Source organism: Sorangium sp. So ce281, assembly GCF_051527395.1.
Taxonomy (GTDB): Bacteria; Myxococcota_A; Polyangia; order Polyangiales; family Polyangiaceae; genus Sorangium; species Sorangium cellulosum_B.
Genome location: NZ_CP150322.1, coordinates 7,453,130 through 7,479,229, shown reverse-complemented (window position 1 = coordinate 7,479,229; position 26,100 = coordinate 7,453,130). Strand labels below are relative to the sequence as shown.

The window sequence follows — 26,100 nt, the reverse complement described above, 5'->3', positions numbered from 1 at the left end:
GAACTCGCCGGACCCACGAGGGCCGACCTGTCTCCAGGGCACCGACACCGACGGTTTACAATTTCGCCATGAACGGTACGTTATTTGCACTGGGCGTGAAGCGGAAAGGTTGCGCTTCATGTCCAATCAGCTGCCGTCGTCTTCCTCTGGTCGATCCTGGTCGTCCCGCACGCGAGCCATCTCGCTGTTCGCCCTGCTTGCCCTCCCGCCTGCCGTCTTCTCGGCGGGGTGCGCTGACAAGCCGGACAACATCTACAACTACTATTACACGGACGGGGAGGGCGGCGCCGGGGGCGCCGGTGGTGCCGGGGGCGCCGGCGGCGCGCCCGAGCCGTACCCGGGGGCGCCGGTCGTGGACACCGAGGTGGCCGAGCATGCGCTCGACGTCTTCGGCACCGTCGGCAACCGCTACTGGTTCGCCGTCTCGGAAGAGCAGCTCGAGATCATGAACGAAGGGCTCGGCGGCATCGGGGGCCCCATCAAGAGGGACGCATTCGGGGACATCTACTCACCGACCGGGGAGGACACGACCTTCGCGGATCATCTGTGGGTGACGGCGGCCGGCGCCGAGGGCAAGACGGCCGACTACGGCAAGGTCCAGGTGGGGATCGCCGGCCAGTCGACGGAGCGGCCCTGGACGAAGCGAACCATCCCCAACCTCAACATCGACGCCGACGAGTACGTCGAGAAGCAACGGTTCGGCGGCTTCGAGCACGTGCGCTTCAACAACGGCCAGGTCGGCAGCATCTTCCGCGAGCGCCTCACGCTCGATCTCTATGCTCGCCTCGATTATCCGGCCCCCCTCGCCAACTACGCCTGGCTGTCGAGCAACGTCTGGGGCGCGGAGGTGGCCGTCCCCTACATCGTGGTCGAGCGCTACAAGAAGGGGTTCTGCGCCCGCCTCGAGGGCGAGCTCGGCGGTGGCTGCGCCAACGTCTGGGAGTTCGCCGGAGACTTCGCCGGCAACATTCCGGGAGGCGGCGGGATCCCGCTCCCCATCGACATGGTGCCGTTCGGCGTGAGCGTCTTCGACGATCCAGAGAACTGCCAGCTCAAGGAGTGTGACAAGACCCGCGCGAAGGAGCTCGAGGAGCTGATCGTCGAGACGCCGCCTGGCGAGGGCTTCAAGGCCGCGCTCGAGGGCTGGATCGACTGGCCGGCGTTCCACCGGTTCCAGTGCCTGTCGTGGGTGCTCGCCACCGGCGACGACGCGATCCACAACAGCAACAACGTCGTGCTGGTCGAGCGGGCCGATGGTCTGTTCCAGTACCTGCCGTACTCGGTCGACATCAGCCTGGGGCAGAGCTGGTATCCGGTGGTGCCCCTGGCCGGCATGAACACGCTGGCCCGCGGGTGCCAGAGCGAGCCGGCCTGCTGGGCCGACACCATCGCGGCGTGCGAGGAGGTGATCGAGGAGTTCACCGCGCTGGACCCGAACGCGGTGCTGAAGGGTCTCTACGAGCAGCTGTCGGACGAGGGCATGCTCCGCCCGGGTGACGAGGAGCGATACGAGGAGCTGGACGCCTGGCTGACCCATCAGCTCGAGGTCCTGCCGGTGGAGCTGGAGAGGAACCGCGAGCAGCCGCAGCTCTGCATGCCTCCCCAGATCGATTGCGGCGGCTACTGTGGCTTTCCCGAGGAGTGCGGCTTCTGCGTTCCTCCCCTGATCGACTGCGGCGGTTACTGCGACTATCCCAAGGAGTGCGGCGGCGGCGTCGGAGCGGGCGGCGGCGACCCGGGTGAGGGAGGCGCGGGCGGAGCCGGAGCAGGCGGCGGCGACGCGGGTGCGGGCGGCGCTGGCGGTAAAGCAGCGGACTGACGCCGGCTGAACCCCGGGGGAGGGGGCTCCGCCGTGGAGCTCCCTCTCAGGGCGAAGCCTCGAACAGGCACCGCGTGATCGGGATGGCGACGTCTTTCCAGACGTACAGGTAGTATTTCGTTCCCGGGACGAGCTCCTCGGGGCTCCCCTCGGCGGGATAGCCCTGCTTCGTGTTCGGTGGGACCTCGCCGTAGGTGATACCGCTCTTGACGGGCGCGGCGCTCGAGGGCACGTCGAGCCGCCAGATCGTCCCCTCGGGCAGGTCGAGGTTGGGCGGAGCGCCCGGGTTCTCGGCGTTCGCCGACAGGACATAGACGTAGCGGGCGTCGCCGCCGCTCCACGTGATCTTGCCTGCGGCGTCCACGCCTTCCCCCGCCGCGCAGTCGTCTGGCACGTAGAGGCTCTGTTCATGGAGCGGCCCGCCGAACGGGGTCTCGTCCGCGAAATCCTCCTTCGTGAACCCGCGGCGCAGGAGCTCGCCCTCGAAGAACGCGACCATGCGCGCCGGGTCCGTGGAGGGCAGGCCGCTGACGTCGCGGGAGAAGCCGTTGTTCTGGTCCGGGGGGTACGCGCCGAGCGCCGCCGAGGAGACCCAGCCGGCGGCCAGCGCGAGGCCCGCTGGATAGAAGCTGTCGGTCCAGACCGGTCCGGCCTCGATGTACCAGTTCGACGGCCCCGCGGCCGGCGCGGTCTCCTCCGAGTGGCAGCACACGCACCCGCACGCCTCGGTCTGCTCCTTGACCCAGGCGAGCTCGCCGAGCCATTGCGGATCGGACAGGCGTGGATCGTCGCTCGGCGTCTTGTAGTCGGAGGGGGGCGCCGGCCAGTACGGGCGCTGCGTGAGGACCGGCTCGCACGACGCGTAGTCGGTGAACAGGCGCCCGGGCTCGGTGCAGCCCGAGATCGCGCCGAACGTGCAGACCTTCCCGCCGCTCTGTCCTGCGGGCTCGCCGGCCTTCGGGTCGGCGCAGACCTGCTCGGGCCACTGGAAGACGGCGCCGCCCGTGCCCACGCCGCCCCCGGGCTCCTCGGCCGCTCCCTCGCAGGCGTCGGCCTCGAACCGGCCGACGCCGAACATCTCGCAGCCGCGCTGGGTCGAGGCGCACTGGCTCGTGTCGCCGCCGGGGAAGATGAGGGTGTAAGCGTTGTCGGTCCCGCCGCCGAGCACGCATTGGCCGAGCGTCTCTGGATAGGTGCAGCGCTCGCCCCTGGTGAAGGTGGAGCCCTGGAGCGCCTTGCAGTCGGCCTCGGCGGACTCCGCGGTCCAGCCTGCGCCTGTGTACTCGCGGCACTCCTCGGCCTGGCTGAAGGGGCTCGTATAGACGCAACGACCTGGCGACCCAAAGGCCTCTGGCGCCCCGGATGCGGCGTTTTTCTCGGTTTCCAGGCAGGCGCCCAGCCCTCCGAGGGCCGAGACGAGGAGCGCTGCGCCCAGCATCACGTGCGGTGAACGGAGGAGCTCTTGCTTCACGGTCGAATCTCCTGAACGTCGCTCTCGGGTGACGTTGATTGTGATCTGTCTCACGCACCTTCCCGGTCAGCGTCCGTAGGTGTATCGTTTGTTCATGGTTGTTCAATTATTGTCCAATCTTTTCGTGTGAAATATGTATGCGAGAACACATTCTTGCTCATGGCGCCATTCGCTTGGAGGAGGCGGAGGCGTGTCCAGGGGCGCTGGCCCGCGCCCGTGCGGGGATCAGGCGGCGACGAAGCTCCTCACCGGAGCGCGCCGAGGCCGAGCGAGATGCACGGCTCCCCGTCGCGCAGCGAGATCCCCGCCACCTGCTTCTCCGGCGGGTACATGTACCCGAACAGCATGCACATCTCGTTGTCTCCGAGGCCGAACGTGAGATCGTGGCCCGACGTGTTCCGGAACCTGCACGCGTACCGGATCGCGTCGCCCTCCTCGAGCGCGAGCGCCGGCCGGTAGACCTCGATGTCGCTCTCCAGATCGAACGCCCCGCCCTCGTACACGCGCGCCTCGCCCCCGTCCGCGCGGACGACGTCGACGTCGAACGCATCGGCGTAACGGTGCGTGTGCGGCATCAGAGAGACGATGTTCCCCCCGAACGTCGAGCACGTCGTGCCGACGGTCCGCGTGGCGCGCGGCGGGACGAGGAAGTCGTTGACGCTCAAGACGAACGGCGCGAGCTCTTCCGTCCGCTCCGAGAGAGGCATGGTGAAGAAGTCGTAGGCGAACTCCACGAGCGCGGGCTCGGGCGACGTGTTGAGCAGGTGGACGCTCGTCGCGATCTCGCGGGACGGTTCGAGGGTGAAGCCCATCCCCTCCGGGAAGACGAGCGTCTCCTCGCCGACGACCTGCGTGGAGCTCGCGAAGAGGACGTCCGGGATGGCCGCCGGCAGCGTACCGAAGGGATCGTCGGCGCCGGGATGGCAGCCCGGGTAGGGGTTCGGCCCGAACGATGGATTGACCGGCTTGGCGATCACGTTGCTGTGATGCAGCCCGGCCGTCGCGTAGACGCGCGCCGCGTGGACGGTCGTGCTCTCGATCGCGGGGAAAGGCCATGACACGCAGTAGGTCGCCTCCTCGCCGGGCGCCATGAGCCGCGGCGGCGCGATGATCCTGAAGCCGCTGCGCGGCGGCTCCGGCAGCGCAAGCCGGGTGAGCTCGGCGCCGAAGGCGACGACGTTGTCCCGGTCGACGCGCTCCTCGGGCTCGTAGCGGGCGGCGGGCTGGACGCACCGCCCGCGAAAGCGCTCCTCGCCAGGAGAGCACGCCTCCGGCGGCGACGGCTCGACGCCCGCGCAGGCAGGGAGAAGGAGAATCCAAAGGAGACCCGTCGACCATGCTCTGTCCCTCGGGACATAGCGAGTTTTGGGATGTTGCATCACAAAGCATCTGCGGCCGACGGCTTCTCACCGGAAGCCTCGACTGCGGATTTCCCCAGCAGAGGGAGGGCGCCCTCGCGCGGCCAGGGCGGAGCCCGCGGCGAAGGGGACGCTCCCGGCACAACCGAGGACGGCGCGGGCTTATGCGGTCCATCCGCGGCGGCAGGCGGCGTCGGCGCGGCGGCTGGTCCGCCACCACCGGCGCTCGCTCCGCCCGCGGCAGCGGCCGCTCGCCGGCCCGCGGCCGCGTCGCCTATCGCAGCGCCGACCGGAGCGTCCCGCCCACCTGTCCTCCGGTCGTGGCCGAAGGGCCGCCTACGTGGACACCCTGTTCACCCGGCTCGACGCTGTGCGCAACAAGGGCGTGACGTGGTCGTCGCGGATCGTCTAGCATCCCCGTGCCGAGGGGCAGCGCGCCCCACGATCCCCCGCATCGCCCGACCACCACGCAGCGTGGTCCCAGCTCGTGGAGAAGACAGCATTGAGCGAGCAAGCAATCGAGCCGGCCCTCCCCGTCACCGCTTTCGAGAGGCGCTTCAAGCACCCGCCGGGGCTCGTGATCCTCTTCTTCGCGGAGATGTGGGAGCGCTTTTCCTATTACGGCATGCGCGGCCTCCTCAAGCTGTATATGGCGAACTACCTGTTCGTCACCGCGCGAGAGGCCTACCAGGGGTGCCGGCAGCACGCGCAGCCATGCGATCTCGTCCCTGGTGATCCGACCACGGTGTTCGCCTGGCAGTTCATCAAGGGCCTCCTCCCGAGCGCGCCCAACGAGCAGGCGTCCATGCTCTACGGGCTGTACACGGGCCTCGTGTACCTCACGCCGTTCTTCGGCGGCATCCTCGCCGACAAGGTGTGGGGGCAGCGCAAGACGGTGGTGATCGGCGGCGTCTTGATGGCCATCGGACACTTCGTGATGGCGTTCGAGAACTCGTTCTTCATCGCGCTGCTCCTGCTCATCCTCGGCAACGGCGCGTTCAAGCCCAACATCTCGACCCAGGTCGGCAGCCTGTACCCGAAGGGTGATCCGCGCCGCGACGGCGCCTTCACCATCTTCTACATGGGCATCAACCTCGGCGCCTTCATCTGCAACTTCGTGTGCGGCACCCTGGCCGCCGTCTACGGCTGGCACTACGGCTTCGCCGCCGCGGGCGTCGGGATGTGCCTTGGGCTCGTCGTCTACATGGCGGGGCAGAAGTACCTCGCCAAGGACAACCTGATGAAGACGGCGGAGGGCGCCGGCGACCAGAAGCAGCCGCTCTCCGGCGACGAGTGGCGGCGCGTCGGCGCGCTCGTGGCGCTCTGCGCCCTCAACATCGTCTTCTGGGCGGTCTACGAGCAGCAGGGCAACACGATGCAGAGCTGGGCCGACGAGAAGACGGTGTGGCCCACCGTGCTCGGCTTCCAGATCCCGTCGACGTGGTTCCAGTCGGTGAACCCGCTCTGCATCATCCTGTTCGCCCCCCTCCTCGACATCTTCTGGCGCTGGCAGGCGAAGCGGGGCACCGAGCCGACGAGCGTCTCGAAGATGGCCCTGGGCTGCACCATCCTCGGGCTGTCGTTCATCGTGATGATCCTCGGCGCGCAGGCCGTCGGCGACGGCAAGGGCAGCCTGTTCTGGCCGGTCTTCTGCACGCTGCTGCTCACGATCGGCGAGCTCTACCTGTCGCCCATCGGGCTGTCGCTCGTGACCAAGGTCTCGCCGGTGCGGATCGTGTCGATGATGATGGGCATGTGGTTCGTCTCGAGCTTCCTCGGCAACACGCTGAGCGGCTACCTCGGCATCTTCTACACGCGCTGGTCGAAGGACATGTTCTTCCTGATGCTCACCGTGCTCGGCCTGGGCGCGGGCGCCGCGATGTTCGCGTTCAACAAGCCGCTCCGCCGCGTGCTCGGCCAGCACTGATCAGCACTGAGCCATGCCGCGCCCGGCGCGGCCGCGCGCCCTCTCCGCGAGGGCGCGGCGCCGCGTCAGGGCGCCCGCGCGCCGGCGGGGTCGACGATCCGCTCGTCGAGCGTCGCGAGCCGCCCCTCGGGCAGCGCGCTCCCGATGGCGGCCACGGCGCGGCGGACGCTCTCCAGCGTGCTGCACGAGGCGACGTCGACGAAGAGCCGCCCCGACTCGGGCCAGGAGTGCAGCGCCACGTGCGACTCGCCGACGACGGCGCACGCGGTGATGCCCTGCGGCGAGAACGGGACGACCACCATCTCGAGCAGGGTGAACGACCCCGCGGCGACGGCCGCCTCCAGCGCCCCGCGGAGCGCGGCCGGGCTGTTCAGGAAGTCGGAGGGACAGCCCTCGAACAGGGCAAGAGCGACGAAGAGCTGCATCGGTGAGCGGGCGCGCGCGGCGGCCCGCGCCGGCCGCCCAGGGTAGCCGAGCCCGGGCACCGCGGAACCTGAATCGGCTTCACGAAGAGGGCAGGCCCTCCTCGGGCCGGGCAGCTCGGCACGCCCTTTTCCCCCGCCGCGCTAGCGCCGCCGCGCGACCTGGATGACCTCCCTCACGCGCTGCCCACCCAGGTCGAAGCGCCCCTCGAGCCCCGCGAACACGAAGCTGTTCACGCGCCTGTCCGGGACCTCCCAGCCGCGGCTCGACCCCGCGGTGTTCTCCCAGAGGAACAGGTTGAGCCCGCCGCCGATCGTGGGCCCCAGCGCCACGCTCTCGGACATGCGGACGTCGATCACCACCTGGAGCCGCCCGAGCTCGATCCCGTGGGTCACCGTGTCGCCCCTCACCCCCGCCGGCGCCGCGATCCACATCCCCGCCGGCGTCGCCGTCCACACCCCCGGCCGCGCCGCGGTCCACAGCGCCCGGTAACCGGTGCCCAGCGAGATCACCGGATCGACGCGCTCGAACGGCGCCAGGTGAAAGCTCGCCTCCGCGCCGAGCGTCACGCCGCGCACGTCGGCCCCGCCCTGCTCTCCGCCCTGCGCCATGTACTGCTCGTATCTCGACGTCAGCCCCAGGCCGACCTTCGGCACCGCGCGGTAGACGAGCTTCACGCCCACGCCCGCCCCCGGCCCCGCCACGTCGCGCAGGCGTCGCTCGCTCCCGATGTCGCCGAACCCCTGCGCGTATCCGAGGTTGAGGCCGAGCTCGAGCGCGTTGGCAGGCGCCCTCAGCGGAGAGCGCAGGTAGCTCGGCGGGACCTCGCCCCCGAAGTCCTGCGCAGCGGCGACGCTCCCGCAGAGCACGGCGGCCGCTCCCGCGGCGATGGCGACCCCGGTGTTTGCCTTCATTGCGGATCCTCCTCGCTGCGCGGCGAGGCGAGGACGGCGGATCCGATCCGCGCGCCACGCCGGGAACGCCGCGCGCCGGGGCGCGAGCATCGCGTGTGCCACGGAGGCGGCGAGCAACGCCTTCCCGGTCGCGGACGGGCCGCCCGCGCCGCGCGTCAGCCGGCGCCTACCAGCGGTGGAAGGCCGGGTGCCCTTCCTTCACCGCCACGAACGTCCCGCGGCACGTCGCCGTGACCCGCCCGCCCGCCTCCAGGGTCGCCTCGACCACGACGCGGTCGCCCTCCGCCTCGGCGACCTGCGCCCGCAGGTGCACCGGGCCGCCGAGCGGCGTCGGCTTCTTCAGCTTCACGTGGAAGTCCGCCGTCACCGTGCACGGCGGCGCGTCGGCCCCCCGCGCCTTCATCAGGTGGTAAGCCGCGGTCCAGTTGGAGTGGCAGTCGAGCAGCGCCCCGATGATGCCGCCGTTGAGCATCCCGGGGAACGCCTCGTGGTGCGGCTCCGGCGTGAAGTCGCAGACCACCGCGTCGCCCTCGACGCGGCTCTTCAGCCGGAGCCCCCTGTCGTTCGCCGGCCCGCAGCCGAAGCAGCGGCCCTGCGGCGAGTACCTGTCCTGCAGGCTCGCCGCGCCGCCGCTCACCGGGTGCCCCCGACGAACGCCTCGTCCATCAGCATCTTCTGCTCGAGGAGGTGGCTCGCGCGCGAGCCGGTCGCCGGGCTCGCGCTCGGCGCGCGGCTCACGCACGAGAGCGGCAGCCGGTCGCCGATGCGCTGCCGGAGCACCGCGAGGATGTAGTACCAGGCGCCGTAGTTGCGCGGCTCCTCCTGCACCCACACGAGCGGCGTGCCGTCCTTGTAGGGCGCGAGCGCGTTCACGATCTCCTCGTTCAGCGGGAACAGCTGCTCCAGCCGCAGGATCGCCACGTCCTTGAGCCCGCGCGTCTCCCGCGCCAGCGCGAGGTCGTAGTACACCTTGCCCGAGCAGAGCAGCACCCGCTTCACGTCCGCCGGATCGACCCCGCTCGTGTCGGGCAGCACGCGGTGGAACTTGCCCTCGGAGAGATCCTTGATCGTCGACACGGGCCGGTGCGGGCCCTTCGACGTCGCCGGGACGCGCAGCAGGCTCTTCGGCGTCGCGATGATGAGCGGCTTGCGCCACGGCCTGTGCACCTGCCGCCGCAGCACGTGGAACAGCTGCGCCGGCGTCGTCAGGTTGCACACCTGGATGTTGTCCTCGGCGCTGTTCTGCAGGCAGCGCTCGATGCGCGCGCTCGAGTGCTCCGGCCCCTGGCCCTCGTAGCCGTGCGGCAGGAAGAGCACGATGCCGCTCAGCCGGTGCCACTTGTCCTCGCTCGACGTGAGGAACTGATCGACGATGACCTGCGCGCCGTTCAGGAAGTCGCCGAACTGCGCCTCCCAGATGACCAGCCCGTCCGGGTAGTCGAGGCTGTAGCCGAAGTCGAAGCCGAGCACGCCCGCCTCGCTGAGCGGGCTGTTGTACGCCTCGAAGCGCGCCGGCCCCTCGGCCACGCGCGACAGCGGCGCGTAGCGCGCGCTCGTCTCGACGTCGCGCAGCACCGCGTGCCGGTGGCTGAAGGTGCCGCGCTGCACGTCCTGACCGGAGAGCCGCACCGGCGTCTTCTCGGCGAGCAGCGACGCGTAGGCGAACATCTCGCCCGTGCCCCAGTCGAACGGCTCGCCGGCGACGAGCTTGTCGTGCCGCTGCTGGAGCGTCGGCAGCACCTTCGGGTGCGCCTTGAAGCCCTCGGGCAGCTCGAGGAGCTTCTCCGACAGCGCGATGAGCTTCTCGGCCGGCACGCTCGTCGGCACCTCCGGCGTCGCGTGGTCGGCGCCGCCGCGGTAGTGCGACCACACGCCGCCCATCGAGTACAGCACCGGCGCGAAGCCCTTCTGCTTCACCTCGTCGAGCGCGGTGGCGAGCGCCTCGCGGCGCCGCACGACGATCTCGTCGGCCTTCTCCTCGGTGACCTGCCCGAGCTCCATGAGGCGCCGGACGTACACCTGCCGGACCGTGGGCTTCTTGTCGATCGCGGCGTACATCCGCGGCTGCGTGTAGCGCGGCTCGTCGCCCTCGTTGTGGCCGTACCGCCGGTAGCAGTACATGTCGATGATCACGTCGGAGCCGAAGCGCGTGCGGTAGTCGATCGCGAGCTGCGCGACGTGGGCGACCGCCTCCGGGTCCTCGCCGTTCACGTGGAACACCGGGACCTTGAGCATCCGCGTGATGTCGGACGCGTAGCGGGTCGAGCGCCCTTCCATCGGATCGGTCGTGAACCCGACCTGGTTGTTCACGATGACGTGGACCGTGCCGGCCGTCGTGTAGCCCTTCAGGTTCATCATGTTGAGCGTCTCGGCGACGACGCCCTGCCCGATGAACGCCGCGTCGCCGTGGATGAGCAGCGGCATCACGCGGCGGCGCGCGTCGGCGGCGCCGTCGGCGAGCCGGCGGTCCTGCTTCGCGCGGACGCGCCCCTGCACGACGGGGTTCACGAACTCGAGGTGGCTCGGGTTGAACGTGAGCGTGAGGTGGACGTTGCGCCCGTTCTCGAGCGTGCGATCGGTCGAGTAGCCGAGGTGGTACTTGACGTCGCCGCTGCCGAGGTGGCGCTCCGCGTTCTTGTCCTCGAAGGCCGCGAAGATCTCGCGCAGGCTCTTGTCCATGATGTTCGCGAGGACGTTCAGCCGGCCGCGGTGCGCCATGCCGACCACGATCTCGTCGACCTCGTGCGTCCCCGCGCGCTCGATGATGAGGTCGAGCAGCGGGATGAGGCTCTCGGCGCCCTCGAGCGAGAAGCGCTTCGTCCCCGCCTCGTAGGACTTGTGGATGAACTGCTCGAAGATCTCGGCGTCGGAGAGCTTCGTGAGGATCCGGAGCTGCTTCTGGCGGTCGAGCGTGAGCCGGTTGCGCGTCGACTCCATCTGCTGCTGGAGCCACTGGCGCGCCTCGGGCTCCTCGATGAACGTGAACTCGACGCCGATCGAGCGGCAGTACGTCTCCTCGAGCCGGCGGATGATCTCGCGCAGCGTGAGGACGGGCGGCACGCCGGCGAGGTCGGTCGTGGGGAAGGGCAGCTCGAGGTCCTCGACCCGGAGCCCGAAGTTCGTGAGGTCGAGCTCGGGCGGCGTGGCGGGCGGCAGGCCGAGCGGGTCGACGTGCGCGAAGAGGTGGCCGCGCACGCGGTAGGCGTTCACGAGGGCGTAGACGCGCGCCTTGATCGCGGCCTCCGCGAGCACCTTGAGATCGCGCGAGGACTCGGGCGAGCTCGGGTGCTCGCTGAGCGTCCGCGCGAACGCGGCCTCCAGCGTCTTCGCGGCCTCGCCGTTCGTCTTGCCATTCCCGTTCCCGTAGCCGTGCCCGTTCCCGGGCCGCAGCACCTGGTGCGGGATGGTCGGCGGCGCCGCCGGCGCGGGCAGCCTGCTCGGCGTCGCTCCGCCGTTCTTTCCCTCGAAGAACGAGCGCCAGCCGGGGTCTACCGACTCCGGGTTCTCGAGGTACTGGGCATAGAGCTCCTCGACGAGCCCTGCATTGATTCCGAAATCAAGCTGCATCGTGGTCGGGCTGCAAATAACGCGTGTCGGGCCGGCACGCTAGAGTCGTTTTCCGACTCCGTCGCCTCGTGGGGCGGAACATCGTCCGGGCAAGGGGTTCGAGCGCCTGGAGAAACGGTAGGGAGAAGCGGTAGAAGGGGGCCATGGATCAAGACCGCAGAACCCCGGGTCGAGGACCGGCGCCCGCCGTCCTCCCCTTCGATCGCTTCCGGGACCACCTCTTCCACGATCCCAGCCTCGGTCTCTGGCTGGACGTGAGCCGGATCCGCTTCGGGAGCGACTTTTTTACCACGATGGAACCGCGGATTCAGGCGGCGCTCGCCGAGATGGCGGCGCTCGAGGGCGGTAGCATCGCAAATCCCGACGAGGGCCGCCGGGTCGGTCACTACTGGCTGCGCGCGCCGGAGCTCGCGCCCGAGGCGGCGCTGCGCGCGGCGATCGAGGAGACGAACGCGCGGATTCTGCGCTTCGCCGCGGACGTTCACGCGGCGCGGGTCCGGCCGGAGCGGGCGGCCCGCTTCAGCAGGGTGCTCGTCGTCGGGATCGGCGGTTCGGCGCTCGGGCCTCAGTTCGTCGCCTCGGCGCTGGGGACGCCGGCCGATCGGATGCGGATCCATTTCTTCGACAACACGGATCCCGACGGGATCGATCGCACGCTGGACGCCATCGGGGACGAGCTCGGCGCGACGCTCGCGGTGATCATCTCGAAGTCGGGCGGGACGAAGGAGACGCGCAACGGGATGCTCGAGCTCGAGGCGGCGTACCGCCGGCTCGGCCTCTCGCTCGGCGCGCACGCGGTCGCGGTGACGGGGGAGGGCAGCGAGCTCGACCGGTACGCGACGAAGCACGGCTTCCTGGCCCGCTTCCCGATGTGGGACTGGGTCGGCGGGCGCACGAGCGAGCTGTCGGCGGTCGGCCTGCTGCCCGCGGCGCTCCAGGGGCTGTCGATCGTCGAGATGCTGCAGGGGGCGCGCGAGGCGGACGAGGTCACGCGCTCGAAGGAGGTCCCCCGGAACCCCGCGGCGCTGCTCGCGCTCGCCTGGTACTCGGCGACGGGCGGCGTGGGCCGGAAGGACATGGTGCTCTTGCCGTACAAGGACAGGCTCGAGCTCTTCTCGCGCTACCTCCAGCAGCTCGTGATGGAGTCGCTCGGCAAGCGCCTCGATCGGCAGGGCAGCGAGGTCTTCCAGGGCATCGCCGTGTACGGCAACAAGGGCTCGACGGATCAGCACGCGTACGTGCAGCAGCTCCGTGACGGGCTCGACAACTTCTTCGTCACGTTCATCGAGGTGCTGCGGGATCGCGCGCCGTCGCGCGGCGTGCTCGAGGTCGACCCCGGCGTCACGACCGGCGACTACCTCGACGGCTTCCTCCAGGGGACGCGCAAGGCGCTGACCGAGAGCGGGCGCGAGTCGATCACGCTCACGATCGACACGGTCGACGCGCGCGCCGTCGGCATGCTGATCGCGCTCTACGAGCGCGCGGTGGGCCTGTACGCGTCGCTCGTGGGCATCAACGCGTACCACCAGCCCGGCGTCGAGGCCGGCAAGAAGGCGGCGCAGGAGGTGCTCGACCTGCAGGCCAAGGTGCTCGCGGCGCTCGGCGCGAGCGCGGGCCGCGCGCTGTCGCTCGCCGAGGTCGCGAAGGCCGCGGGCACGGACGACGTCGAGACGGTCTTCTGGATCCTGCGCCACCTCGCGGCGAACCCGGAGCGCGGCGTCGCGCGGGACGTCCCGCAGGGCGGCTCGCCGTTCGACGCGACGTACCGTCTGGCGCGCTGAGGGGCCTCGCGGAGCAGGCCCCCGGGCATGTCGGACATGGGCGGGCGCCTCGCGGAGCGGCCGTCGTCGTGTTCGATTGAAGCGCAACCTCTCGAGTCGATCGCGACCGCCTCGCGTCCGGCTCGGCAGCTGGCTGACATCATGGCCGGCGCCGTCGCCACTGCCGCGCTCGTCACATGGCATGGCGGGAGTTCGACTCCGATGGTCGTGGCTCTCCGCCTCGGGTTGATCGGGATTGGCCTTCCAGCGGTTCTCTTCTCGGTGTCCTTCGTTGATGCGCTCGGCCACGCGAGAACCAGGCAGGTGGTCCAGATGACGAAGACGGCCGCCGCGAGGAGCTTGGTTTTCGGATCGAGGTTGGATCTTGGCCCCCGACAACCCCACACAAGGCGATCACCGGAGCATTTTCACCGCCATGCTCCCGCGAGAGGGCTCGAGCGCGAGCCGCCTCCGGTCAGGTCCTGCGCTTGCGCCCGATAGGCGAGCGGGGCTATGTTGAGGGGCTCAGGGCCCGCTGCCGTCGAGGTGCGTGGGCCCCGTGACCCCCGTCGTGCAATCGCCCTGGCCCCTCTCCGTCGTCGCCCTGTCGCCATCCGCCTGCGGCGCCGTTCTGTGGCGCATGCGGGGCGCAGAGCGGCTCACCGTCCTCGTCAAGGCCACCTTTGCCCTCGTGCACGACAGGACCGCAGAGCTCGCTGCGGCGGTCGATCTGGTCCGCGCCGACCACCTTCGGGAGGGGTGGGGCAGCCTCGAAGAGGCCAGTGAGACAGCACCCTACCTGCCGGGCGCCGGGGTCGTCGTGCGCGGGCACGCCTGCGCGCCCGTGGGAACGACCGCCACGGCGCTCCCGGTGCGGATCGCGCTCTTCCGCGACGGCCGCTGGATCCTCAACAAGGCGCTTCATGTCTTCGGCGACCGCACGCGAGAGGCGCCGAGCCCCCGTCCGTTCAGCCGGATGCCGCTCGTGTACGAGCGCGCGTTCGGCGGCCCACACCTCGAGGGGAACCCGGTGGGCGTGGGCTCCGACGCGGTGCTGCCGAGCATCGTCGATCCGGGCGATCCGATGCGGCCGGCGGGCTTCGGCCCGATCGCGAGGCACTGGGCCCCGCGGCGGCATCTCCTTGCGCGGGATCTGCCGGCCGACCCGCTGGCGCTGGATCTCGACGGCAGCTTCGACTTCCGGTACTTCCACGCCGCGCCCGCGGATCAGCAGATCGACTTCCTCCGCGGCGACGAGTGGATCTTCCTCGAGGGCCTGCACCCGCATTGGCCGTGGCTCCGGTCCAGCCTGCCTTCGGCCCGCGGGCTCGCGCGGCTCTATCGGGCCGGGCCGGAGGGAGAGGACCACGGGCAGGCGATCGAGCTCGTCGCCGACACGCTGACCATCGACGCCGACCGGCTGCTCTGCTCCGTGGTCTGGCGGGGGAACGTGGCCCTGCTGGCGGGCGACACGCCGGCCCGCATGCGCGTGGTCGCGGGCGTCGAGGTGTCGGGGCAGCCCCTGGCATGGCCTTCTGCGGCGGCCGCGCCTCCGCCGTCCCATCGCTGGCATGGAGCGCCTGGCCCCGTCGCGGGCGAGCGACCGATCGCCAGGACGCTGGTGGTCGAGGAGGACAACACGGTCGATGCCCGCAACAGCGGTCTCGTCGTGGACATGAAGATGAAGCCGCCGTTCGCGCTCGCCGCGCCCGGCAGCGGGCGTGCTTCCCCGGTGACGGCGATCCCGGGGGCGCCCTGGAGCGCCCGTCCGCACCTGGCGCCGCCGCCTCCGCTGCCCGCCGTCGTGGCGAGCGGCCCGACAAACCTCGATGCACCGCGGCTCGATGCGGCGCCCCTCGACCTCACGGTGACGTCGATCACCGAGAACACGGCCGGGCCTGTCGCACCACCGCACGCCCTGGCCGCGCCCACGTTCGCCGCGCCCACGTCCGCCGCGCCCACGTCCGTCGCGCCCACGTCCGCCGCGCCCACGTCCGTCGCGCCCACGTCCGTCGCGCCCACGTCCGTCGCGCCCACGTCCGTCGCGCCCACGTCCGCCGCGCCCACGTCCGCCGCGCCCGTCGCCATGTCGCCCGAGCCGGAGAGCCGGGGCCTCCGCGCAACGTTGCTCGCCCGCCTCAGGAGCGGCCAGCCGCTCCACGACCTGGAGCTCGCGGGCGTCGAGCTCGACGGCATCGACTTCGGCGGCGCGTCGCTCGAGCGCCTGAACCTCGCCGGCTCGACGCTCACCCGGTGCAACTTCGCGTCTGCGCGCCTCTCCGGGGCAAACATGAGCGGTACGGATCTGACGGACGCGAGCCTCCACGCGGCCGATCTGACGCGCGCCGATCTGTCCCGCGCCACGCTGGACCGCGCGCAGCTCTCCTCCGCGCTCCTCAAGAACGCCGACCTCGCCTTCGCGAAGGGGTCGCGCGTGCGCTTCGAGGACGCGTCGCTCGAGGGCGCCGACCTGCGGCAAGCGCGCCTGGTCGAGGCCGTCTTCGATCGGGCGTGCCTCGCGGACATCAACGGGACCAAGGCCGACATCTCGCGAGCGAGCCTCGCGGGCGCCAACCTCGCGGGCGCCGTCCTGCGCGCGGCGAAGCTGAAGGAGGCGAGCCTGTCGTGCGCCAACGTCGAGGGCGCCGATCTGCGCGACGCGGACCTCGCGGGCGCCAACGTCTATGGGGTCAAGCTCGCGAGCGCGAAATCGAGCGGCGCCATCCTGCGCGCGCTCGTCGAGATCCCACCGACCGACGCCGGCATCGACGGCTCTTCGGCAGGTTGACCACCCGACGGATTCTGCCTAGTTCTATCAGCGAGCTCCTCGGGACGACGGGCGAACGATTCACCTGGTGGCATCGGGCGCGCGTCCTCGAACAACGCAGGGAAGGCCATGGACGACCTCATCAAAATCTCATCGGGCGTGCTCCCCAGCTCCACGCGCGTCGTCGGCTTTCGGGGCGTCGAGGCCATCTCGCGCCCGTATCAGATCGAGATCTTCCTCCTGCTCCAGGGCGAGGACGCCGAGTCCCTGGACCTGCCCGATGCCGTCGGCGCCAAGGCGTCGCTCGTGCTCGACTGGCCGAGAGACAACCTCCCGCCCTTCGTCTTCGCCGGCGTCCTCGCGACGGTGGGCCTGCTCCACGAGCTGGACGGGCGCTCGCTCCTCCGGGCGGTGCTGGTCCCGAAGCTCTGGCTGCTCGGCCTCTCCAAGCGCAGCCGCATCTTCACCAAGCTGTCGCTGCCCGACGTCATGAAGGCCGTCCTCGAGGAGAACGGCATCGGACCTGACGAGTACGAGATGCGCCTCGGCAGCTACGAGGTCGAGGAGCACATCTGCCAGTACCGGGAGAGCGATCTCGACTTCCTGGCGCGGTGGATGGAGCGCGAAGGCATCTTCTACTTCTTCGAGCACACGCCCGACGGCGACAAGGTCATCTTCTGCGACGCGACGTCGTACGAGGAGGACCCGATCGGCGAGCCTGTCCGGTACCACCCGCAGCTGGGGCACGACGTGAGCGCGGGGATGTCGCTCCGCACGTTCACCAGCCAGCACACGACCTTGCCGGCGGTGATCAAGCTCAAGGATTACGACTATGCGCGGCCCAACCTGAGCGTCGCCGGGTCGGCGCGCGTGTCGCCGAACGGCGCGGGCGAGGTGAGCCTGTACGGCGAGCGCTTCTTCACGCCGTCCGCGGGCGAGCGGCTCGCGAAGATCCGGGCCGAGGAGCTGCTCGCGCGGCAGGTGCTGTACCAGGGGACGGGCACGCGGCTGCACCTCCGGCCCGGCTACACGTTCGAGCTCGACGACCACCCGCGCGCGGCGTTCAACGCGAAGCACCTCACCATCGAGGCGCACCATCACGGCAACCAGCTGGCCGGGGCCACCGGGTACCGCGAGCTGCTCGACCTGCCGCACGAGGAGGCCTATTTCGTCGAGATCACCGCCATCCCCGCGAAGACGCAGCTCCGCGCGGAGTCCCGCACGCCCTGGCCCCGCATCTACGGATACGAGAACGGCACCGTCGACGGCCCGGCCGAGAGCGAGTACGCCCAGATCGACGATCTTGGCCGCTACAACGTGAAGTTCAAGTTCGACGAGAGCAACCTGAAGAGCGGGAAGGCCTCGACGTTCGTGCGCATGATGCAGCCGCACGGCGGCGGCATCGAGGGCTTTCATTTCCCGCTCCGCAGGGGCACGGAGGTGGTGCTCAGCTTCCTCGGCGGCGACCCCGACAGGCCGGTGATCGCGGGCGTGGTGCCGAACGCGCTCACGCCGAGCCCGATCACGAGCGGCAACCACACGAAGAACGTCCTCCAGACGGGCGGGCGGAACCGGCTCGAGCTCGAGGACAAGACAGGGCAGCAGCGCGTCACCCTCTCGACGCCGTACTCGAACACGTACCTTCGCATGGGCGCGCCGAACGACGATCACGAGCTCATCGTGAAGACGGACGACAACACGCTGCTCGACGCGGGCAAGAACTTCGACCAGAGCGTGGGCCAGAACGGCGGCGGCTCCTGGGTCGCCACCATCAAGGACAACTGGATCACCCACGTGCAGTCCGGGATCCACGAGCTCTTCGTCGACGCCAACACCTCGTACACCGAGGTCAAGGGCGACACGGCGCTCCACGTGCTCAGCGGCAACCTCTTCACCGACGTCGACACGGGCGTGATGACCACCACGGTGAAGGGAGACACCACGACGACGGTGAAGACCGGCAATTACACGGTCAACGTCGAGGCCGGGGACACCCTCGTCGACACGAAGGCCGGGACCACGACCGTCAAGAGCAAGGGCAAGATGACGCTCGAGACGCAAGATCAGTGCGAGGTCAGCGTCAAGAGCAACATGATCCAGACGGTCGACGGCAACCTGACGGGGCAGATCAAGGGCTCCGAGGAGCTCAAGACGTACGGTCCGTTCAAGAAGCTCTTCGTCTCGAACAACGTCAACGTGACGGCCGGCATGAAGTCCGACACGTTCCTCGGCCTCTCGAACACCAACGCCGTCGGCGCCACCGTCGCCACCTTCATCGGCGCGAAGGCGACGCTGGAGCTCTCGGCCGCGCTCACCGCGACCTACGCGGCCAAGCTCGACATCTCGGGCGGCGTGGCGCTGGCGTTCAAATGGGGCGCCTCGCTCGCGATCAACAGCGCCGTCGAGGTCACGGTGAAGCCTGTCACCATCCAGTCAGGCGCGGCGAAGATCTCTCAGCTGCCGACGCGGCTCGCGATGACAGCGCTGCGTTATCACCTCTCCGGCGTCCATGTGCTCAGCTGAGAGAGCGAGCGAGTTCATCTTGTCCAGGAGCTCGGCCTCGACCGCCGGCGCCCGCGGCCAGGCCGCGGCTCAGCGCTCGTGAGCCCGAAGGGGAGATCGCGCGGCGACATGGGTACGATCATCTTCCTCTCTGCGATCCTCGTGCCGCTCCTCGTCCTCGCGGCGATTCTCTTCTTCGTCTTCCGCCGGGAAGGCGCCCAGCTCGGCGCGGTGAAGGAGCGCATGACGGAGCTCGCCGCGAGGGCGGCTCGCGCGAGCCTCGCTCAGGCCACGGTGGTGTCGAGCCGGACCCTCGGCACCTTCGAAGACGGCGCCATGGCCTTCGTCGAGCTCCGGCTCGAGGTGCAGCCGCCCGGCGGGGCCGCGTACCTCGCGAGGACGGAGTGGGAGCTGAACATCAGCTCGCTGTCGATGGCGGAGCCGGGAAAGCGCGTCGCCGTCAAGATCGATGGTGACGACCCCGAGCTCGTTTATCCTGACGTGAGCTGGGCCAACCTGTCTCGCTCGTACATCGCGCGCGGCGCGGCGGACAATCGCGCCAGTCGCGGCAAATGAGCGCCCGCCCGGCGTGAGCGACCCTTATCCCCTATGCGCGTCATCAAACCCCAGCGTCTCTCCGTCCTGCAGCGCGTGTTCGAGCTGCAGCAGCAGCGCTTCCTCGCGCTCGGCCTCACGGCGTACCTCCCGCTCGACGCTCCGGAGCTCGCGCTCCCGGAGATCGCGATGTGGCAGGAGATCCCGAAGCAGCTCGGCAAGGACGTCGCGCTCGACGAGGGGCTGCCGAAGCCGCGGGGCGAGGTCCTCGCGTTCGGCAAGGCCTTCGCGGCGGGCGGCACCCCGCGCCCGGCGTTCCGGGCCCGCGTCCAGGTCGGCCCGATCGACAAGGCCGTGTATGTCGTCGGCAAGCGCCGCTGGGAGCGCGGCGTGCCGAGCGAGCCCGAGCCGCTGACCGAGCTCGCCCTCGGCTGGGACAAGGCCTTCGGCGGGCCAGGCTTCGCCCCGAACCCGATCGGGGTGGGGTTTGCCCCGGTCGAGGAGGACGGCAAGAGCCACCACCCGCTCCCGCAGCTCGAGCACCCGAAGCACCTCATCACCTCGCCGGGCGATCGGCCGCCTCCCGCGGCGTTCGGGCCCCTCGACCCCACCTGGCCCGAGCGCCACGCGAAGCTCGGGACGTACGACGCGGCGTGGCTCGAGAGCGACTTCCCGGGCTTCGCCCGCGATCTCGACCCGGAGTACTTCATGGTGGCGCCGCCCGATCAGCGCCTGCCCGGCTTCTTCCAGGGCGGGGAGCCGATCGCGATCGAGCAGCTCCACCCCGAGCAGGCCGCGCTGACGGGCCGCGTGACCGAGCTCGTCGCGCGGTGCTTCGTGACGCGGGCCTCGCGCGAGGACGCGCTCGAGGAGATCGGGACGAGGCTCGAGACGCTCGTGCTCCTGCCCAACATCCGCCGCATGATCGCGATCTTCCGGGGCGTCGCGCGCGTCGAGGAGGACGACGCCCGCGACGTGAAGTGCCTGCTCGCGGCGCTCGAGCGCCGCGGCGCCCCCCGGCCGAAGGAACATTACGACGCCGTCCTGGCGCAGCGCCTCGACAAGAAGAAGGGGCACCTCGTCGCCCTGCGCGATCGCGATCTGCTCCCGGACCCCGACCCCGACGCCCCCGCGCTGCCGGACGAGAAGATCAGCGACATGGACGATCTCCTGCGCCGCGAGGGCGTGCTGGAGCGGCGGTCGCGCGAGCGGGCGCAGCGGGAGCTCGACAGCGCCCGCATGTCGGTGCGGGTGCTCGGGATCGATCCCGACGAGAAGGGCATCCCGCGCGAGCTGCCGCCGCCGGAGGCGCCGCCGAAGCTCGACGAGCTGCCCGAGTACATGGAGCGGGTCGAGGCGGAGGCCGCCCGCCTCGAGGCCGAGGCGAAGGTCAGGCAGGCCGAGGCCCTCGAGCAGGCGCGCCAGAACCTGGCCGAGCACGGCATCGACATCGACGAGGTCATCGAGAAATCGAGGCGCGAGGCAGGCGGGCCGCCCAAGTTTCGCGCGGACGAGCACCTCGCCCGCATGCGAGAGACCGCCCAGATCGGCCGCGACCTCGGCGCCCCGATGGACGAGCTGGAGGCCCAGATCGAGGATCCGGCCTTCGTCGCGAGGCTCCGCAAGCTCGAGGAGGCGCAGATCCTCGGCTACAGGCAGGCCGCGCACCACATGGCGCCCGCGGCGCTCCCGGACGACGCCGCGCAGCGCGACCTCCGCGGGCGCGTGGAGGCGGCGGTCGCGTCGGGGAGCCCGATGACCGGCTGGGACCTCACCGGCGCCGACCTTCGCGGGCTCGACCTGTCCGGGGCCGTCCTGCGGGAGGCGCTCCTCGAGCGCGCGGACCTGCGCGGGTGCGCGCTCGCCGGCGCGGATCTGTCGGGCGCCGTGCTGGTGCGCGCCTGCCTCGAGGGCGCCCGCCTCGAGGGCGTCCGCCTCGAGGGCGCGAACCTCGGCGAGGTCGCGGCGCGCGGGGCCGACTTCGGCGGCGCGCGCCTCGGCAAGGCGATCCTGCAGCGCGGCGAGCTCGAGGGCGCGCGCTTCGCCGGCGCCGACCTCCGCGGCGCCGACCTGTTCGAGGCGCGCCTCGCGCGCGGCGAGCTCGAGGGCGCGCTCGCGGACGAGGTCCTCTTCTACGAGTGCGACCTCGAGGGGGCGCGGCTGGATCGCGCAAGTCTCCGGAAAGCCACGTTTTTCCGGTGTCGCATGGCCGGCGCGAGCCTCGCGGAGGCCGTGCTCGAGGGCGCGGCGCTCGTCGAGACGGCCGCCGAGGGCGCTTGCTTCCGAGCCGCCCGCGCGAACAACCTGCGCCTCGTGCTCGCGTGCCAGCTCGGCGGGGCCGATTTCTCGGGCGCGGAGCTCGCCCTCGCGACGATGCGCGGCGCCTCGCTGAAGGGCGCCGGGCTCGCGCGCGTCCGGGCCGACGGCTGCGACCTCAGCGAGTCGGACTTGCAGGAGGCCCGCCTCGCGGGCGCGAGCCTGCAAGGGGCGCGGCTGATGCGCGCGGATCTCGGCGACGCCGAGCTGTCGGACGCGAACCTGATGGAGGCGATGCTGCAAGGCGCGAAGGTCCGCGGCGCGTCGTTCCTCCGGGCGAACCTGTTCCGCGCGAACCTGATGGGCACCGAGGGCGACGCGCGCACGAGCTTCAAGGACGCCCACGTCGTCCGGACCCTGTTCCCGAGGCGAAAGCGATGACCAAGGACGATCTCCTCGCCCGCGTCGCGAGCGCGGATCCGGTAGTCGACGAGGATCTCGCGGGCATGGACCTCCGCGGCGCCGATCTCTCCGGAGCCGTCTTCGAGCGCGTGTCGTTCCGGGGCGCCGACCTCACGGGCGCGCGGCTCCACGAGTCCATCTTCTCGGATTGCCGGTTCGAGGGGGCGCAGCTCGCGGGGGCGCGCCTCCGCCACGGCACGTGGGACCGGTGCACGTTCCTCGCGGCCGACCTGCGTGAGGCCGATCTGGTCGCCGCCAGCCTGGTCGAGTGCGACCTGTCGCGGTCCTCGCTCGACGGCGCCGACCTGACCATCGCGAGCCTGATCAAGCCGCGCCTCGAGGAGGCGAGCCTGAAGGGGGCGAACCTCGACCGCGCCGCGCTCGTCGACGCCGACGCCCCGCGGGTGAGCTTCGAGGGCGCGAACCTCGTGCAGACGGTGCTCCTCAAGGCGGACCTGTCGACGGCGCGCCTCCGCGGCGCGCGGCTCGAGCGGGTGATGCTGATCGGGGGCAAGCTCGCCGGCCAGGATCTCTCGGGGATGGATCTCACGCTCGCGCAGCTCATGGAGGTCGACCTCGGCGGCTGCGACCTCCGGGGCGCGCGGATGGCGCAGACGAATTTCAAGGGGGCTTCCCTCGCGGGCGCGCGCCTCGACGAGGCGAGCCTCGAGCGGGCCCTCTTCGCGGAGGCCAGCCTGTCGGACGCGACGCTCAGGAAGGCGAAGCTCGATCAGGCGCTCTTCGTGAAGGCGCGGCTCGAGGGCGCGAGCCTCGAGGGCGCGAGCGCCCGCCAGGCCATCTTCAAGCACGCGAGCTGCGCCCGCGCGACGTTCGCCGGCGCCGACCTGACGTACGCCGATTTCTCGTACGCGGACCTCGCGGGCGCCGACTTCTCGCATTGCACGCTGTTCCGCGCGCGGTTCCACCGGACGCGCGAGCAGGACACTCGATTCACGAACCGATCCGCGGCGCTCGGCGACGACGAGGAGCTCAGCAAGGCGGAGCGGCGCACGGAGGGCCGATGAGCTCGGCGCGGAGGTACCGATGAGAGACAATCTGGCAAGAAAGCTGGCGTGGCCTGCGCAGGAGGCCGCGATCGTGGTGGGCGTCTCGGGTCGCAGCCTGCGCGTCAGGTCGAGCTCGGGCGAGCTGGAGGCGCGGCGGGCCGCCAGCTGTCTGCTCGAGCCCGCCCTCGGCGACGAGGTGCTCGTCGCGCATCACGAGCGCGGCTCGCACGTGCTCGCGGTGCTCGAGCGCGACGACGCGGCGCCGGCGCGGCTGTCGGCCGAGGGCGACCTCGAGATCGCCGCCGCGTCGGGCACGGTCTCGGTGAGCGGGCGCGATGGGGTCGAGGTGATCACGCCCGCCGAGGTCACGATCGCGGCGGGCTCGGCGCGCCTCTCGGCGGCGCGCGCCGACGCGGTGGTCGGGGTCCTGAGCCTCCTCGGCGACAGCCTCACGGCGCAGGTCGACCGCGTCAAGACCGTGGCGCAGTCGGTGGAGACGGTCGCCGAGCGCCTCGTCCAGCGGCTCGACAGGGCCTACCGCTTCATCGCGCGCTCCGAGACGGTGCGCGCCGAGTACCTGGAGCTCGAGGCGCGCGCCGCGTTCCACGTCAAGGCGGAGACGACGCTCGTGAACAGCGGCGGGCTGACCAAGATCGACGGTTCCCAGATCCACCTTGGCTGAGAGGGCGAGATGTTCGCGAACACGCAGATGATGGGCATGTCTCTCGGCGCACCCGACGTGTGCCTCACGCCGATGCCGGCCCCGACCCCGGTCCCGTACCCGAACATCGCGATGCAGCCGATGGGCATACCGGCCGCGTACAACGTGCTGTTCATGTGCACGCCGGCGCACAACATGGCGACCACCGTGCCGCTCACGAACGGCGACAATCCCGGCGTCGCCCTCGGGGTCGCCTCGGGCATGGTGATGGGCCCGTCGCGGCACGTCACGGCGTCGTTCACCGTGCTCGCCGGCGGCATCCCGGCCACGCGACTGACCAGCATGACGATCACGAACTCGACGAACTGCCCGGCCGTATCCATCGTCCCGAGCCAGGTCAAAGTGCTCCTCCTCGCGCCGTGAGGGACCATAGCAGGCACCGCCTGGCGCTCATCACGAGCCGCTATGCGGCGCGGCAGCAAGAGAAGCTCGCGGGCGATCGCCGGGCCTTCGACGGCGCCTTCCGGGCGGTGAGCGGCGAGGTGATACAGCCCGTCCTCGAGGAGATCGCCTCCGAGCTCCGCTCCGCCGGCCACGTTCCGCGCATCGCGCTCGATGAGGAGCCCGAGGCGCCGAGCATCGCGCTCGAGCTCGGGATCCGGGGAGCGAGCGCCCCACAGGGGGCGGACCGCATCGCCTTCGCGGTCATCCAGCGGCGCGAGGCGCCGGAGGTCCTCGCCTACCTCGTCGTGAGGCCGCCGCCGATGGATCTCCTGCGTTTCGCGAGCCCGGCCGAGATCACCGCATACCCGGTGGAGCAGCTCGTGATCGACGCGATAGAGCACATCTTCGCGTGCCGCTCCGTGTGATGCCCACGGCCGTGCGCGGTCGGGCCCCCCCCGCGAACGCGCGCCGAGCACTGGTTATCCGATGGTGGGGGAGGGGGGCACTCTGTCGCGACGAGCGCGTCCGGGGAACAGCAGAGCGCCCGCCTCGCCAGCTCACTCGAGCTCGACCCTCAGAAGCTCACGCGCAGGGTCGCGCCCGTCGGGCCGACGGTGAGCTCGGGGGCCTGGACCGACACCTTGCGCGGGATGTCGTCGCGCACCCAGACCCGCTGGTTGCCGACGAGGCCCGCGACGAGCAGCACGAAGCCGGTCACCTGCGTGGCCCCGTCGAAGAGGAGGAGGGCGGCGGCGAGCCGGCCGCTGCCGCGGTCGACGTCGACTTCGTCGCCCGTGCCGAGCGTGATGAACGGGCCGCCCACGGGCACGAGCAGCGGCGAGTAGCTGGCGGCGTCGTTGCCTCCCTCGCTGAGGATGCTCCCCGCCGTCAGCGCCGAGAGCGCCCACGCGCTGGCGAGGACGATCGACCCCGCGATCACCAGCCGGCGGTTCATCTGCGTCTCGACGCGATAGCCCGCTGGCCGGATCCCGCCTTCCGTGAAGGTCAACGTTCGCGGCATGCCGAGGATGACGGACGGCGCATACGGCACGTAGCCCGGCGGCACGTGCTGGGGCGGCGGCGCGTATCCAGGTGGCAGCGCGTAGCCGGGCGGCGCGTAGCCGGGCGGCGCGTAGCCGGGCGGCGCGTAGCCGGGCGGCGCGTGGCCGGGCGGCACGCCGGCAGGGGACGGCGCGTAGCCGGACGGCGCCGCGCTCTGCGCGGACGGGGGGGCGTCGCTCTCCGCCGTGGCCGGCGCCGCGAGCGCGAGCGCTCCAACCAGCGTGGCCATCGAGAGGACGGTGCGGATCGCGGTCACGTGCGTCTCCCTTCGGGGTGAGGGCTGTCGGCGCAGGGGCACCAGCTCAGAATCTCCATCGGAGGGTGGCGGAGGACCCGCCGATCGAGACCTCGGGCCAGCGGGACGCAGCGAGCCCAGGGTCGCGTGAGCTCACCGTGAACTGGCGCTCGAGGTAGATGTCCTCGTTCGCGAGACCGGCGGCGTACAGGATGAGCCCGCCCACCTGGGTCACGGCGTCCATCGTGAGCCAGAAGATGCCCGCGCCCTCCGCTTCCAGGGTCCCTATCGCGATCATCGGGCCGGCGAACGGGATGAGCAGCGGCCCGAACTCGTCGAACTCGTCGTCGTCGAACGACGCGACGCCTGCGATCGTGAACGTGAGCGCGTACGGGATGCCGAACGTGAGCAGCCCCGCCGTGGCGAGCTTGCGGTCCGCCCTGCTCCGGAGCGCGTAGCCGCGCGGGATCGGGTCCCCCTCTTCGTACTCGATGGTCCGCGGGTTGGCCCACGGCGGGAGCGGCGGCGCCGGCAGGTAGTAGCCCTGCGGGATGGGCACCAGCGCGCCGCCCGCCGGAGCGATCGGGGCGGGCGCCGGAGCGATCGGGGCGGGCGCCGGAGCGATCGGGGCGGGCGCCGGAGCGATCGGGGCGGGCGCCGGAGCGATCGGGGCGGGCGCCGGAGCGATCGGGGCACCCGCTGCCGCGGGCGCCGTGCCTGGTGCGGCGGGCCTCGCCGCGTCGCCGCGTGCCGGCTTCGGCGGCGCGGCCTGCGCCTGCGCGGCCGCCGGCGCGGCGAGCCCGAGCAGCGCCGCGAGCACCGCGGCGGTCTGGACGCCGCGAGCGCGCGGCGCGGCGTCGCGGCGCAGCGGTACGGTACTCCCTTTCGTTTGCCCGATCGGCATGCTGGC

Annotated in this window: 19 protein-coding genes; 11 read left to right on the top strand and 8 right to left on the bottom strand. The window is 71.1% G+C overall.

What is annotated here, in order from left to right; all coding sequences use genetic code 11:
• Window positions 1–118 precede the first annotated feature (118 nt).
• Window positions 119–1,819, top strand: coding sequence for a CotH kinase family protein (locus WMF27_RS28260; RefSeq protein WP_437943137.1), 1,701 nt, complete (start codon window positions 119–121; stop codon window positions 1,817–1,819).
• Window positions 1,820–1,865: 46 nt separating this feature from the next.
• Here the strand turns inward: WMF27_RS28260 and WMF27_RS28255 are convergent, their stop codons facing one another.
• Window positions 1,866–3,290, bottom strand: coding sequence for a proteinase inhibitor (locus WMF27_RS28255; protein ID WP_437943136.1), 1,425 nt, complete (start codon window positions 3,288–3,290; stop codon window positions 1,866–1,868).
• Between the two features lie 245 nt (window positions 3,291–3,535).
• A complete protein-coding gene (locus WMF27_RS28250) occupies window positions 3,536–4,669 on the bottom strand; it encodes a hypothetical protein (RefSeq protein WP_437943135.1) in 1,134 nt (377 codons plus the stop codon).
• 481 nt (window positions 4,670–5,150) lie between these two features.
• On the opposite strand from WMF27_RS28250, the gene WMF27_RS28245 reads away from it, so the two are divergent.
• Window positions 5,151–6,575 (top strand): peptide MFS transporter, encoded by a 1,425-nt coding sequence (locus WMF27_RS28245; RefSeq protein WP_437765765.1) that lies wholly within the window; start codon window positions 5,151–5,153, stop codon window positions 6,573–6,575.
• A gap of 65 nt (window positions 6,576–6,640) precedes the next feature.
• On the opposite strand, the gene speD is transcribed toward WMF27_RS28245, so the two are convergent.
• From speD to WMF27_RS28225, 4 genes are all read right to left on the bottom strand, one after another.
• Window positions 6,641–7,060 carry an S-adenosylmethionine decarboxylase gene (speD, locus tag WMF27_RS28240; protein WP_437765766.1) on the bottom strand — a complete coding sequence of 140 codons (420 nt, stop codon included), beginning with the start codon at window positions 7,058–7,060 and terminating at the stop codon, window positions 6,641–6,643.
• Window positions 7,061–7,141: 81 nt separating this feature from the next.
• A complete protein-coding gene (locus WMF27_RS28235; RefSeq protein ID WP_437765767.1) occupies window positions 7,142–7,912 on the bottom strand; it encodes a hypothetical protein in 771 nt (256 codons plus the stop codon).
• Window positions 7,913–8,078: 166 nt separating this feature from the next.
• Window positions 8,079–8,549 carry a PaaI family thioesterase gene (locus tag WMF27_RS28230; protein WP_437293595.1) on the bottom strand — a complete coding sequence of 157 codons (471 nt, stop codon included), beginning with the start codon at window positions 8,547–8,549 and terminating at the stop codon, window positions 8,079–8,081.
• Complete coding sequence (locus WMF27_RS28225; protein ID WP_437943134.1) at window positions 8,546–11,479, bottom strand: 2-oxoglutarate dehydrogenase E1 component; 2,934 nt, start codon at window positions 11,477–11,479, stop codon at window positions 8,546–8,548. Before WMF27_RS28225 ends, WMF27_RS28230 begins: the two co-directional genes overlap by 4 nt.
• Window positions 11,480–11,622: 143 nt before the next feature.
• Here WMF27_RS28225 and WMF27_RS28220 point away from each other — a divergent pair, with 143 nt between their 5' ends.
• The 9 genes from WMF27_RS28220 to WMF27_RS28180 all read left to right on the top strand — a co-directional run bounded on the left by WMF27_RS28220 (window position 11,623) and on the right by WMF27_RS28180 (window position 24,318).
• Window positions 11,623–13,260, top strand: coding sequence for a glucose-6-phosphate isomerase (locus tag WMF27_RS28220; protein WP_437765770.1), 1,638 nt, complete (start codon window positions 11,623–11,625; stop codon window positions 13,258–13,260).
• A 619-nt stretch (window positions 13,261–13,879) separates the two neighbouring features.
• On the top strand, window positions 13,880–16,027 hold the full coding sequence (locus WMF27_RS28215; RefSeq protein WP_437943133.1) for a DUF2169 domain-containing protein: 2,148 nt from the start codon (window positions 13,880–13,882) through the stop codon (window positions 16,025–16,027).
• Window positions 16,028–16,135: 108 nt separating this feature from the next.
• The gene (locus WMF27_RS28210) at window positions 16,136–18,529 is read left to right on the top strand and encodes a type VI secretion system Vgr family protein (protein WP_437765772.1); all 2,394 of its coding nucleotides are present in this window, start codon (window positions 16,136–16,138) and stop codon (window positions 18,527–18,529) included.
• A gap of 108 nt (window positions 18,530–18,637) precedes the next feature.
• Window positions 18,638–19,084 (top strand): hypothetical protein, encoded by a 447-nt coding sequence (locus WMF27_RS28205; protein ID WP_437765773.1) that lies wholly within the window; start codon window positions 18,638–18,640, stop codon window positions 19,082–19,084.
• A 33-nt stretch (window positions 19,085–19,117) separates the two neighbouring features.
• A complete protein-coding gene (locus tag WMF27_RS28200; protein ID WP_437765774.1) occupies window positions 19,118–21,760 on the top strand; it encodes a DUF2169 family type VI secretion system accessory protein in 2,643 nt (880 codons plus the stop codon).
• Window positions 21,757–22,806, top strand: coding sequence for a pentapeptide repeat-containing protein (locus WMF27_RS28195; protein ID WP_437765775.1), 1,050 nt, complete (start codon window positions 21,757–21,759; stop codon window positions 22,804–22,806). Before WMF27_RS28200 ends, WMF27_RS28195 begins: the two co-directional genes overlap by 4 nt.
• 19 nt (window positions 22,807–22,825) lie before the next feature.
• A complete protein-coding gene (locus WMF27_RS28190; RefSeq protein ID WP_437765776.1) occupies window positions 22,826–23,470 on the top strand; it encodes a DUF3540 domain-containing protein in 645 nt (214 codons plus the stop codon).
• 9 nt (window positions 23,471–23,479) lie between these two features.
• Window positions 23,480–23,872, top strand: coding sequence for a DUF4150 domain-containing protein (locus WMF27_RS28185; protein WP_437765777.1), 393 nt, complete (start codon window positions 23,480–23,482; stop codon window positions 23,870–23,872).
• Window positions 23,869–24,318, top strand: a complete 450-nt coding sequence (locus WMF27_RS28180; protein WP_437765778.1) for a hypothetical protein — start codon at window positions 23,869–23,871, stop codon at window positions 24,316–24,318. Before WMF27_RS28185 ends, WMF27_RS28180 begins: the two co-directional genes overlap by 4 nt.
• Window positions 24,319–24,467: 149 nt before the next feature.
• Here WMF27_RS28180 and WMF27_RS28175 read toward each other — a convergent pair whose 3' ends face one another.
• Window positions 24,468–25,211: a hypothetical protein gene (locus WMF27_RS28175; protein WP_437765779.1), complete on the bottom strand. Its 744-nt coding sequence runs from the start codon at window positions 25,209–25,211 to the stop codon at window positions 24,468–24,470.
• A 46-nt stretch (window positions 25,212–25,257) separates the two neighbouring features.
• Window positions 25,258–26,094: a hypothetical protein gene (locus tag WMF27_RS28170; protein WP_437765780.1), complete on the bottom strand. Its 837-nt coding sequence runs from the start codon at window positions 26,092–26,094 to the stop codon at window positions 25,258–25,260.
• Window positions 26,095–26,100 lie beyond the last annotated feature (6 nt).

Coding starts and splice junctions, on each gene's coding strand:
- WMF27_RS28260 (WP_437943137.1), top strand. CDS start 119: ATGTCCAATCAGCTGCCGTCGTCTTCCTCTGGTCGATCCTGGTCGTCC.
- WMF27_RS28250 (WP_437943135.1), bottom strand. CDS start 4,669: ATGCAACATCCCAAAACTCGCTATGTCCCGAGGGACAGAGCATGGTCG.
- WMF27_RS28235 (WP_437765767.1), bottom strand. CDS start 7,912: ATGAAGGCAAACACCGGGGTCGCCATCGCCGCGGGAGCGGCCGCCGTG.
- WMF27_RS28225 (WP_437943134.1), bottom strand. CDS start 11,479: ATGCAGCTTGATTTCGGAATCAATGCAGGGCTCGTCGAGGAGCTCTAT.
- WMF27_RS28220 (WP_437765770.1), top strand. CDS start 11,623: ATGGATCAAGACCGCAGAACCCCGGGTCGAGGACCGGCGCCCGCCGTC.
- WMF27_RS28215 (WP_437943133.1), top strand. CDS start 13,880: ATGCGGGGCGCAGAGCGGCTCACCGTCCTCGTCAAGGCCACCTTTGCC.
- WMF27_RS28210 (WP_437765772.1), top strand. CDS start 16,136: ATGGACGACCTCATCAAAATCTCATCGGGCGTGCTCCCCAGCTCCACG.
- WMF27_RS28205 (WP_437765773.1), top strand. CDS start 18,638: ATGGGTACGATCATCTTCCTCTCTGCGATCCTCGTGCCGCTCCTCGTC.
- WMF27_RS28200 (WP_437765774.1), top strand. CDS start 19,118: ATGCGCGTCATCAAACCCCAGCGTCTCTCCGTCCTGCAGCGCGTGTTC.
- WMF27_RS28195 (WP_437765775.1), top strand. CDS start 21,757: ATGACCAAGGACGATCTCCTCGCCCGCGTCGCGAGCGCGGATCCGGTA.
- WMF27_RS28190 (WP_437765776.1), top strand. CDS start 22,826: ATGAGAGACAATCTGGCAAGAAAGCTGGCGTGGCCTGCGCAGGAGGCC.
- WMF27_RS28185 (WP_437765777.1), top strand. CDS start 23,480: ATGTTCGCGAACACGCAGATGATGGGCATGTCTCTCGGCGCACCCGAC.
- WMF27_RS28170 (WP_437765780.1), bottom strand. CDS start 26,094: ATGCCGATCGGGCAAACGAAAGGGAGTACCGTACCGCTGCGCCGCGAC.